The organism is Micromonospora sp. KC721 (assembly GCF_004348355.1).
Taxonomy (GTDB): Bacteria; Actinomycetota; Actinomycetes; order Mycobacteriales; family Micromonosporaceae; genus Micromonospora.
Genome location: NZ_SMJY01000194.1, coordinates 1 through 11,438, shown reverse-complemented (window position 1 = coordinate 11,438; position 11,438 = coordinate 1). Strand labels below are relative to the sequence as shown.

The 11,438-nt window shown below is 73.1% G+C and carries 6 protein-coding genes and 1 pseudogene; 3 read left to right on the top strand and 4 right to left on the bottom strand.

The window, feature by feature from the left end:
• Positions 1-328: 328 nt before the first annotated feature.
• Positions 329-1,525: a DUF3068 domain-containing protein gene (locus E1182_RS25130; RefSeq protein WP_132269690.1), complete on the bottom strand. Its 1,197-nt coding sequence runs from the start codon at positions 1,523-1,525 to the stop codon at positions 329-331.
• Between the two features lie 112 nt (positions 1,526-1,637).
• Here E1182_RS25130 and E1182_RS25125 point away from each other — a divergent pair, with 112 nt between their 5' ends.
• Entirely contained in the window at positions 1,638-2,834 is a 1,197-nt protein-coding gene (locus E1182_RS25125) for an acyltransferase (protein WP_132269687.1), read from the top strand.
• On the opposite strand, the gene E1182_RS25120 is transcribed toward E1182_RS25125, so the two are convergent.
• Positions 2,726-7,006 (bottom strand): alpha-(1->3)-arabinofuranosyltransferase family protein, encoded by a 4,281-nt coding sequence (locus E1182_RS25120; protein WP_132269685.1) that lies wholly within the window; start codon positions 7,004-7,006, stop codon positions 2,726-2,728. The two genes, E1182_RS25125 and E1182_RS25120, sit on opposite strands and share 109 nt — an antisense overlap.
• A gap of 87 nt (positions 7,007-7,093) precedes the next feature.
• Between E1182_RS25120 and E1182_RS25115 the strand changes: the two genes are divergently transcribed.
• Entirely contained in the window at positions 7,094-8,296 is a 1,203-nt protein-coding gene (locus tag E1182_RS25115) for a glycosyltransferase family 4 protein (RefSeq protein WP_132269682.1), read from the top strand.
• Here E1182_RS25115 and E1182_RS25110 read toward each other — a convergent pair.
• Positions 8,281-8,475 (bottom strand): hypothetical protein, encoded by a 195-nt coding sequence (locus E1182_RS25110; RefSeq protein WP_132269680.1) that lies wholly within the window; start codon positions 8,473-8,475, stop codon positions 8,281-8,283. The two genes, E1182_RS25115 and E1182_RS25110, sit on opposite strands and share 16 nt — an antisense overlap.
• A 118-nt stretch (positions 8,476-8,593) precedes the next feature.
• Positions 8,594-10,132, bottom strand: a pseudogene (locus tag E1182_RS25105) (hypothetical protein); the annotation flags it as partial.
• Positions 10,133-10,247: 115 nt separating this feature from the next.
• On the opposite strand from E1182_RS25105, the gene E1182_RS25100 reads away from it, so the two are divergent.
• Positions 10,248-11,438: polysaccharide biosynthesis protein (locus tag E1182_RS25100; protein ID WP_132269674.1), on the top strand; the 1,191-nt coding region annotated here is incomplete at its 3' end.

The window sequence follows — 11,438 nt, the reverse complement described above, 5'->3', positions numbered from 1 at the left end:
CCGGGGGGAGGATGCCGGCCGGGCCGGAACATCTGTTACCGGCGGGTAATGAGGTGCCGCCTGATGGTGCACCCGGTGCGGCGTAGGTCACAAGACCCCACACCTGACTCGGTGGCCTCCGGTGGGCGACGCCGACCCGGTCGGGCACGGACAGCCAGCAGCCGACGCGACACACCTCTAGGACCAAGGCGACGAATAGGGCGCTTCTCATCGACTAACGTCACCCTCCGCGACCAAGCCATCGACACATTACGATTCTGTAACGACGCTAGAATGCCTTGGAGTCGCAAAGGGCGGGTCGCGAACGACCCGCCCTTCCTGCGCACTGTCAGCGTTTCTCGGCCTCGTCCGACGCTGTCCGCTGCGCCGGCACCGCCGACTCGTCCTCCATACGCCAGTTCGCCGACGCGGGCGGAATCTCGTCGGACAACGGGCCGCCCGGCCGCTCGTCCGTCACCGGCTCTTCCTGCCGGGTCGACGCGCCGATCGCCGTCGGGGCAGCGTCCGCCCGAAGCCGGGCGTCGGCAGCCGACCGGCGGCCGGCGACGATCAGCCACAGGCCGACGATCAGCAGCAGACCACCGAGGACTGCCAGGGCGATGGGCAGCGTCCGGCTGATCAGCCGGAGCTTGTCCCGGGTCTCCCCGGCCGACTTCACGCTGTTGCTGATGGTGACGTCGTCGTAGGCGAAGTCCGCGTCGAGCAGGGTCACCGTGGCGCCCTGATCCGGCACGAAGTTCTTCTTCTGCTGCTCTCGCACCCTGACGAAGTTGCCGCTGGTCGGCTCGACCCAGATGGTCCGGGTGTTGCTGTAGGTGACCTTGCCGGTGGTGGCGCCCGGCGCGAAAGCGTTGGCCAGCGCGGTAAGCGAACCCTCCGCCACGACCAGCTCCGTCTCCGGGATGACCTGCACGTACCGGTACGCCTCGACATCCTTGACCCGCTCCGTGCCGTCAAATCTGATCGGCAGTGCCTTGCGCAGGTCACGGTCGAAGTACTCGTAGTCCCTCCGCTCTGCGTGGAAGGGGAACTTGTAGGTCTGCCCCTGGAACTCCACCGAGTCGTCTTCACCGGCCGGACCGTCGGTGTCGAGGAACTGCTTGTCCCACTTCCGGGCGGCAGCGGTCTCCCGGTCGAGCGCCAACTCTGCCGAGTACAGGCTGACGTCCGAGCCGTTGTCGGTACGGATCACCCGGCCGTACGCCTGCCAGACGACCGCCTCGCCGGCCAGGTCGCCGGTCATCTCCTTCGCGGTGGTCGACGCCTGCGGGACCACCTCGGTGGTGGCCTTCAGCGCACCGGTCTGGATCGTCGGCTTGCCATCGATGACCTGCATGAACGTCGCGTTCTCGGCGACCGCGACGCTCGCCTTCAAGCAGCCTTCTGGCTGGTTGTCGGGATTGCAGAACGTCAGGTCGTACGGCAGCTTCGTCACCGACGGAGCCACGTAGTATGCCGTTCCCGCGGCCAACGCGAGAGACGCGACGCCTATGCCGAACAGCACGGCACCGAGGCGAGCCTTCACTGATCCTCCCCAACAAAGACGGTCAGCCGGTGTCCGGCGAGCGTTCGGGTCTGCAAAACTGGGCCGCACGTTACTCCCGGGTTACTTATTCCCGCGACCCTCTGGACGGCTGATGTCTGCTCCGATTCCCGATCACGCTCTCCGGCGGTTGCCCGCGCTCGACGCGGTACGGGTGATCGGAGCGCTCGCCGTCGTCGGGCACCACGTCGGATTCGCCACCGGACGCAACGCCGGCGACACCTTCGCCGGCGCCTGGCTGTCCCGACTCGACGTCGGGGTGGCCGTGTTCTTCGTCCTCTCCGGCTTCCTGCTCTTCCGGCCGTACGCGCACGCGCAGGCAACGTACCAGCGTCCACCCGGGACCGGAAGGTACCTGTGGCGGCGGGCCATCCGGATCCTGCCCGCATACTGGGTCGCCGTGGTGGTCTGCCTGCTGGTCCTGCCGCAGAACCGAGACGCTGGTGTCGCCGACTGGCTGCGGCACGTCACGCTCACGCAGATCTACCAGCACGGGCAGCTGAAGCACGGGATCAGCCAGACCTGGAGCCTTGCCACCGAGGTCAGCTACTACCTGATCCTGCCCGGGCTCGCCGCACTGCTGTTGGGCCGGCGTCACCGCCCCGACCGGGTGGCCCGGATCGCAGTGGCCGCGCTGGTGGTGACCGGCGGCTGGGTGGCGCTGATGGGCGTCGGCGTGCTCAGTCTCGGCCTGCACACCATGTGGCTGCCGTCGTACGCCGGGTGGTTCGGCGCCGGCATGGCCCTGGCCAGCGCGCACGTCGCGCTGCGCACGGGCACGGGCGAACGCTGGCGGTGGCTGGACGACCTCGGTCGAGCCCCGCTGGCCTGCTGGACGATCGCCCTCGGCGCACTGGCCGTCGCCACCACCCCGGTCACCGGTCCGCGCGACCTGGCCGAGCCCACCGCCGCCGAGTTCGGCACCAAGCTGTTGCTCTACACGGTCGTCGCGGTGATGCTCATCGTGCCGGTCGCGTTCGGCCCGCAGACCCGCACCAAGGGCGTCTTCGACAGCATCCTCGGCCGGTGGCTCGGCCGGGTGTCCTACGGGCTCTTCCTCTGGCACCCGTTGGTGCTGGAGGGGATCTACCTCGTCGACGACCGGCCGGAGTTCACCGGCGACCCGCTCGGCATCTTCACCCTGACCGTCGCCGGTGGGCTGGTCCTCGCGGCAGTGAGCTACTACGCGGTGGAGCGCCCCTTCCAGCGCTGGGGCCACCGGTGGCCACGCCAGCGCCGCAACACCAGTGAAAGCCAGAGGACCGTGGCGGTGGCGACCGCGGCCAACTGAGGCAGCCAGGCGGTGTGCCCGCCACGGGTCGCCGCGTACCACCCGGCCACCGCGAAGCACGCCACCGGCAACCAGCGCACGGTCGCCCGGCGCAGCCGGTGCATGCCGCGCCGGTCCGGCGGGTGCAGATGCGGCTCCAACGCCCGTCCGGCGAGCACGCCGAGGAAGACCAGCAACGCCACACCGACCGCTGCCGGACCGCCCACCAGCAGCAACGCTCCACCGCCGACGAACGCGGCCAGGAACCGGCCACGTCGGCGGCGGGCGTACCCCGGCACCGGCCCTCCGGCACGCCGTGGCGGCAGCACCGCCAGCAGCGCGACCCCGGCGAGCAGCACCGCGCCGGCACCGAGCGCCAGCACGTACCCACCGTCGGGAGCGAAGCGCAGCTCCACCCGCCCGGAGTACCCGGCCGGGACCAGCCAGCCCTGCTGCCAGCCGTCCACCACGAACGGGGTGAGTTTCTTTCCGTCGGCGATGGCCACCCAACCCGCGTTGGCGTTCTCCCGCAGCGCCAGCACCTGCCGTCCGGCGTGACCGCTGAGGTGCAGCACCCGGCGCGTGGCGGACCACTCGTCGATCCGCAGTGCCGTCCGGGTGGCCACCGGCTCGCCGACGCCACCCGCTGCGCCGCCGGGCGCCACGCCCAGCGGGGTGAGGGTGAGCTGGGTCGGCACCGCGAGCCGGTTTCCGGCCGCCAGCACCCGGTTCTCGCCGGCCGTCAGCCGCACCGGTCCCTTCGCCTCCTTGCCGCAGAGCACCGCATTCACCTCGCGCTGCTCCACCAGGTCCCGGCGGTTGGCCACCAGCGTGGTGCGGCGCTCCTCGCCGGCCACCAGTACGGTCGGGCCGCTGCCGCAGGGCAGCGCGACCCGCTTCAACGGGTCGGCGCGGGTCACCCGGGCGGCCGGCAGCACCGTCAGCTCCCCCACCCCGACCGGGAGGTTCTGGCTCAGCCGGCGGTACGGGTCGTATGACTGCGCCGGTACGACGTCCGAGATCAACACGGAGATCTCGTCACTGCGGAGCGGCCGGTCGAACAGCAGCGTGCCGTCCTGGTCGAGCACCCCGCCGCGCATACCTTCGTCGCCGATCACAGTGACGCGCCACGGACGGGCCGCCGCCGCAGTCCGTGGCAGGGTCATCCGCAGGCCCGTGATGGTGCGCGCCTTCGGCCAGGTCAACCGGAGCCACGGCTGCCGGTCGGAGTCGGCGGCGTACCAGGTCGTCGAGGCGTCCCCGTCGACCACCGTGCCGGGCCGGGCCGCCGGGTCGGGCACCCCCACCGTGGACGCGGCGACGATCGGGACCACCCCGCTGGTCACCGCCGCCGCGCCACCGGCATCGAGCAGCGCGTTGAGCGCCGCCCCCGGCCGTGGCCGGGCGCGCAGCCCGATCTGGTAGCCAGCCGCGACGGGCAGCTGCACGGTCCGGTCGATCTTGTCGCTGTCCTCGGAGTTGCGGACCCGCCCGCCGTCGCAGATCGGCTGCCCCTCGTCGAAGACGCAGGCGGGCACGGACGGGGCGGCGCTGAACACCGCCGCGGCGGGTACACCGGTGGCCGGCGCGGCCGGGACCACGAGGGTACGGGCAGCCTGCACGCCGGGAATGGCCAGCTCGGCGATGCCAACCCCGCCGAAGCCGGCCCGGACGTCGAAGACCTGCTCGACGGTGACCCGGACGACCCGGGTCGGAAAGCCGTCGGGCAGGACGACGTCCAGGACCGGCCCGGAGGTCTCCATCGTGGTCTGCTGCCGGCCGGCCGTGACGGTCACCCTCGTGGGCAGCGAGTCGGCGCCGGTGTCGAAGGTGATCCGAACCTGCCGGACCACCTGCGGCCGTTCCAGTTCCAGCTCGAACCACTGACCGGGTGCCAACGTCCCCGGCGCGGACCGCCAGGACGTGCTCAGGTCGCCGTCGACGGCCGCGTACGGCTGGTACTCGGGGCGCCCACCACCCAGCGGCTGCGCCTGCGACCAGGAGCTGGACGCGGAGACCCCGGCGATTCCCAGGTACCGCACCACCGTCGACGTCTCGTCGGCCCAGTCCGGCAGGTAGTCCCGCGCCGGGGCGTCCAGTTGGGGCCGGTCGCGGGCGGTCAGGGTGGCCGAGGCGTTGTCGTGCTGCTGTCCGAAGGCGACCTCACGGCGGCGCAGGCCGTCGGTGAACGTGACTGGGCCGTTGCCGAGTTCGGTGGGGCGGTCACCGGCGAGCACCGTGGGGGCGTCGGTGAGCTGCCCGGAGGCGGCCAGCGGCAGCAGCGACTCGGGTCCACCGACCACCGTGGTCACGTCGTCGGCGTCGTACGCGACGACCGGGTCGACCGAGCGGCTTACCTCGAAGACCTCCAGCGCCCGGGCCTTCACGTCCAGGCCGTGGTCCACGAAGTTGCCGGGCAGCCGACCGCCGCCGACCGCCGGTCCGAAACCTCGGACCGCGACGATGCCGGGTGAGCGCAGCAGCGCCTGCCGGGCCACCACCGGCTGGGTCGCGCCGCTGCGGCCGTAGTCGAGGTCGGAGCGAAGCAGTAGGTACCGCACGCCGGAGCGGGCGAGCAGGTCAGCCAGGCCAGGCGAGCCCTGGCCGTTGGCGAGTGCGGACTCCACGGTGTCGAGCAGCCGGATGGTGCCGGGTGGGGTGAGCGGCACCGAGCTGCGTACCGCCCACGGCTTCTCCAACAGCGGCTGGGTGATCTCGTCGCTCGGGCTGCCCCAGAGATAGCGGGGAAACCGGGCCGCGGGCACCACCAGCACCCGTTCGTCGCCGACCGTGCGGTCGAGCCAGGAGGTCGCCTGGTGCCAGTAGCCGGGAACGTCGCGGAAGCTGCCGGGGGCAGCCAGCCCGCCGGCGAGCGCCGGCGAGGCCACAGCGGCGACCGCCACCAGGGCCGCGCCGGTGACCAGGCCGGCGCGGAGCCGGACCGGCTGGAGCAGGCGTGGCAGCAGGCCCGCCAACTCGGGCCGGTCCCCGGTGCGGGCGGCTCGCAGCAGCAGCCCGACCAGATGGGCCAGGCCCAGGACGAGCGGCAGGCGGAGCACCACGTCGAACTTGTGCACGTTGCGCAGCGGCGCGCCGGCGGCGTCGAGGAAGGTGCGCTGGGTCTGCGCGCCGAACCCGTCGAGCTGCCCGACGTGGCCCAGCCCGACCAGCGCCAACCCGACCAGCAGCCCGGTCACCAGAAACCGCCGGTACGGCATGCCACGGCGGGCCAACCCGGCGATACCGAGCCCGGCCACCACCAGCGTGGCGACGATCAGCGGCTGCTCGGTGGCCAACCGCCAACCGGCCGTCCACGGCGGCCCGTACGCCCCGTTGAGGTACGCGTGCCAGTGTGACGCTCCGCGCAGCACGGTGGTGGTGTCGGTGGGGGCGGTGGTCACCGGCGCGGTTTCGATGTAGTCCAGGAAGGGCGGGCTGTACCGGCCCAGCAGCAGCAGCGGCACGAGCCACCAAGCGGTCGCCGCGGCCACCGCCGCCCCCCAGGCGACCAGGGCTTCCATCCGCATCCGCCAGGGGTGCAGGCCGACCAACCAGAGCACGGCCAGCGGCACCACCGCCAACACGGCCGTGGCGTTGACCCCACCGGCGCAGGCCACCGCCAGCGCGGACCGGGTGATCGCGCGGCGCATCGGCACCCCCCGGGCCAGCCCGACCAGCGGGACGAGCACCCAGGGCGCGACCGCGCTGGGCCAGGCCTCCACCGAGATCGGGCCCAGCTCGGTAACCAGCCGGGGGGAGAGCGCGAAGGCAGTGCCGGCGATCAGCCGGGCCCACGGGGTGCCGATGTGCAGCCGCTCGGCCAGCCGGACCACACCGGTGCAGGCGACCGTCATCACGAGCGCCCACCACAGCCGCTGCACCACCCAGGCGGGCACGGCCAGCAGCTTGCCGGCGAGGAAGAACGGGCCCATCGGCCAGAGGTAGCCGTACGCCTGATTCTGGAGCTGGCCGAAGGTGCCGTCCGGGTCCCAGACGTGCAGTGCCCGGCTCATCCAGCCGGCTGGATCGATGGCCAGGTCGACCTTGGTGTCGATGACGATCAGACCCGGGTCCTGGAGGAACGCCAGGGCGGACAAAGCCAGACAGACCGCGACCAAGCGCAGACGCCATACCGTGTTCGGCGCGTCGTCCAGCTCCTCGGCCGGCCCCGGACGGCCCGGCGACTGCAACATCTCGCCTCCGATCGGGCATTGCGGCTTTCGTGACGCAGCCCATAGTGTGACGCGACCGCGAAGACTACTCGGCAGTAGGAGTGAGCGTTGGAAGCACCGGCTGCCGCCACCCGGCACGTACTGTTCCTCAACTGGAGGGACACCCGGAACCCGGAGGGGGGTGGATCGGAGGTCTACGTCGAGCGGATCGCCGGAGAACTCGTCCGGCGCGGTCACCGGGCCACCCTGCTGTGCGCCACCCACACCGAGGGCTCCCGGGAAGAGACCACCGCCGACGGCGTACGCGTGCTGCGCCGCGGCGGCCGGCACACCGTCTACCTGCGCGCCGCCCTGGTCTACCTGGCCGGCGCCCTCGGCCTCGGCCCGCTGAGCCGGCGGCACGGCGGCCGACCCGACCTGATCGTCGACGTCGGCAACGGCCTGCCCTTCCTCTCTGCGCTCTACGCCCACCGTCCGGTGATCGCGCTGGTCCACCACGTGCACCGGGAGCAGTGGCCGGTGGTGCTGGGCCGCTGGCTCGCCAGCTTCGGCTGGTGGGTCGAGTCCTGGCTCGCCCCACGCGTCTACCGCCGCTGCCAGTACGTCACCGTCTCTGCCGCCACCCGTGACGAACTGGCCGCCCTCGGGATCGACCCGGCCCGGGTCGCCATCGTCCACAACGGCACCCCCGACATGACGGTCGGTCCGGTGCCCCGCTCACCGCGGCCCTCCCTGGTGGTGCTCGGCCGGCTGGTCCCGCACAAGCAGGTCGAGGTCGCGCTGCACACCCTCGCACGGCTCGGCGGCGAACTGCCCGGGCTGACCCTGACCGTCGCCGGTCAGGGCTGGTGGGAACCGCAGCTACGCCAGCTCGCCGCCGAGCTGGACATCACCGACCGGGTCCGATTCACCGGGTTCGTCAGCGACACCCTCAAGCGGGAACTGCTCGCCGCGGCCTGGGTGGCGCTGACCCCCTCGCTCAAGGAGGGCTGGGGCCTGACCATCGTCGAGGCGGGCGCGGTCGGCACCCCGACGGTGGCGTTCCGGGGTGCCGGTGGGGTCGAGGAGGCCGTGGTCGACGGTGAGACCGGCCTGCTCGCCGACGACATCGATGACTTCGTGGCCAAGGTGCGGCGGCTGCTGACCGACGACGCCTACCGCACCACGATGGGAGAGTCGGCGCGCACCCACGCCGCCCGGTTCACCTGGCCGGTTTCGGGAGAAAAGTTCGCGGCCCTCGTGGCGAGGGCCGCGAACGAGCCGGCGGGGGCGCCGGTGAAGCCGGTGGAGCAGTCCTACTTGCTGCCATAGACCAACGGCTGGTTCGCGCCGCCGTTGCCGCCGCCCGACTCGGTGCGGGCGGCCTGCTCGGCCTTCGCCGCCTCGGACACCGACGTACCGGTCAGCGTGGTGGCCAGCGCCACCGTGCCGAAGGCACCCAGAGCGACCGCGGCGACCGCGACCAGAACCAACGAGAGAGCACTGCGCATGGTGCTTTCTTCCTCCTCCTGAGCTGCGTGCGCGGGACGTTACCACCAAGTAGGTGGTGCTGGGAGGGCCGCGAGGCCGATCAATACGGAGCGGTACGGCCCGTATTGATCAGCGGGCGGCCGGGTTCTCGTAGAGCGCCAGTTCCGGCCCCACGTACACCTCGCGCAGCCCGCTCAGCGCCGCCGGGGTCACCAGCCGGCCCCCCGCCGTCCGCTGCACCACCACCCAGCGCACCCCGATGGCAGTGACCGGGACGCCCGCGGCGAGCAGCCGGCCCACCTCGGCGGCCCGCCGGTTCTCCCCGGCCACCTCCGTCGCGCTCACCCAGAGGGTGTCGTCAACCAGCACATCCGCGTCGACGTACCGGGGCAGCGGGTCCAGCACCGTGCGGCCCCCATTCCACGGGTACGCCCGGTACGCCCCGAACGGCAGCGACAGGACCTCCCCCCGCTGCCCGGCCAACCGCCCGGCGACCACGTCCCAGTCCGCCGGGTACCGCACCGGCCGCAGCCGGCCGGCCACGCCGAACGCGAGATCCGGCATGACCGCCACCGGCAGCAACAGCGCCGCGGCCAGGAGTGCCCTGGCGCCGACCGCCGCCCCCCGGGCGGCAACCCGGGCGGCCAGCCGCTCCGCGCCCAACGCGGCGGCCACGACCAGCAACAGCGCGTACGGCATGAGGAACTTCTGCCCGTCCCGGAACACACCCGCCCCCGGCACCGACGCCACCGCCCACCGCAGCACCACTGCGGTGCCGGGCAGCACGCCGAGCAGCGCGGCGACCAGCGAGGCGGCGGCCAGCCCGAGCAGCCGGTCCGCCACCCGCGCGGGCCAGCGACCGCGCAACGCGCGGAAGCCGTACGCCGCCGAGACCAGCAGCAGCACGGTGGCCACCGGCACCAACGGGGCGGACCGACTCGCAGGAGTGGTCTGCGCGTTCCAGATTCCCCCGGTGCCGGCCAGCGCGCCCAGCACCCCGCTCCAGTTCTCCGCCCGCGCCGAGAAGGCGACCACCCCGTCCGGGTCGGTACGCGCGTCGGCCGACGTGACGCCGGCCGCCAGCAGCCACGGCAGGTTCAGCAACACCACCCCACCGACTGCGGCGGCCGATGTCCGGACCGCCCCCCACCGGGGCACCAGCACCGCGACCGTGACCAGGGCGATCAGGCCTCCGGTCGGGGTGACGGCAGCCGGCGCGGCGGCCAGCAGCAGGCGCGGCAGCGCCACCGGCCGCTCCTCGCGTAGCGCGATCGCGGCAGCGACCAGCCAGGGCAACGCCGCGTACGCCAGCAGCAGCCCCCAGTGCCCGATCAACAGCCGCTCGGCCAGGTAGGGAGTCCAGGCGTACCCGACCGCGGCGACGGCCCGGGTGGCGCGATGCCGGGCGGGCACCAACTGGCCGGCGCCGACGGCGGCGAGCAGCAACACCGCGCCGAGCACCACCCGTTGCAGCAGCCAACCCGGCACCGCCAGGCTGGCCAGCGAGACCAGTGCGTCCAGTGGCACCGCCCGGGGCAGCGAGTCACCCGGCAGGACCAGTTCGGCCCGCCACGGCTGGTGCGGTACGAAGACCATGTCGTAACTCAGCACGTAACCGGGCGCCGCCAGCGGGGCCAGCACCAGCGCGGTGACGGCCAGTCCGGTCGCGACGAGCATCGGCCTCTCCCGCAGGGTTGGCCTCCTCACTAGGCTGGCCCGGCGAGGTCGCCGGCGTGGCGACACTGTACGCGCGCCCGCCGGGCCGCGGCCCAGCCGCCGACACGGGACGGTCATGGAAACTGAGTCGGACGATGGACGCGGCCGCGCGTCCGGGCTCGGCGCGGCCGGGGTGGCGGTCACGCTGGCCGGCGTCTTCGTCAACGGCCTGGCGTACGTGGTGCCGCTGCTGGGTGCCCGCCACCTCCCGCCAGCCGAGTTGAGCGCCCTGGCCACACTGCTGGCTCTCGGCGCGATCGGTGGCGTGGCCAGCACCGGGTTGCAGATCGCGGTCGCCGTGCACCGGGCCCGGCACGGACGAGCCGCCGCCACCCGACCCACCGCCCTCACCGTCGTCGTCACCGCCGCCCTGCTCGCGGTGGTCCTTCCGGTCGCCGCCGTCCAACTCCGGCTGACCGGGCTGGCGGTGCTGCTGCTCGGCGTGCTCACCGTGGCGGTGGTGGCGGCCGGTCGATGGCTCGGGGAACTCCAGGGCGACCAGCGGTTCCTGCGCCTGGCCGGGGCGATGGCCCTGCTCGCCGCCGGCCGGTACGGCGGCATGATCGCCGGCCTGGCCCTCGGCGGCGGGCTGACCGGTGCCCTGCTCGCGGGCGCGGTCACCTCGGTGCTGGTACTGGCCCTGCTGGTCCGCCTCAACCGGGGCGCCGGCCTCGACCCGCTCGTCCCGACCCTGTCCACCCGTACCGTGCTCACTGCCAGCGGCGCCACCCTGGCCATGTTGGTCGTCTCGTACGCGGACCTGCTGCTGGCCCGCCGCTTCCTGCCGCCCGACGCCTCCGGCACGTACGCCGTCGGCACGGTGCTGACCAAGGGGGCACTGTGGGCGCCGCAGGTGGTGACCGTGATCGCCCTGCCCCGGCTGGCCCGTGGCGACCGCCGTACCCTGCGCACCGCGCTAGCGCTGGTCGGCGCGGCCGGCGGAGTCCTGGTGCTGGCGACCATGCTCGCCGGCGAGCTCGCCTTCACCCTGGCCGGCGGCCCGGAGTACACCGCGCACGGCCGGCACGCGCCGCTGTTCGCCGCCACCGGCGCGCTGTACGCGCTGGTCTTCGTCCTCGTCAATGCACGCGTCGCGGCCTCTACCCGGTGGCCGTCCGCGCCACTGTGGGCGGCCACTGGCGGCTTCCTCATCGCGGTCGCCACCGTGGTGCCGCACACCGTCGCCGGGATCGCCGGGGCGGCCCTGGTGACGGCGGCGGTCACTGCCGTCGCCACCGGAATGCTGACGATCCGCCGCGAAGCCGAC

Excerpts from the sequence above, each read along its gene's own strand:
- E1182_RS25120 (WP_132269685.1), bottom strand. The coding sequence starts at position 7,006 with ATGTTGCAGTCGCCGGGCCGTCCGGGGCCGGCCGAGGAGCTGGACGAC.
- E1182_RS25125 (WP_132269687.1), top strand. The coding sequence starts at position 1,638 with ATGTCTGCTCCGATTCCCGATCACGCTCTCCGGCGGTTGCCCGCGCTC.
- E1182_RS25110 (WP_132269680.1), bottom strand. The coding sequence starts at position 8,475 with ATGCGCAGTGCTCTCTCGTTGGTTCTGGTCGCGGTCGCCGCGGTCGCT.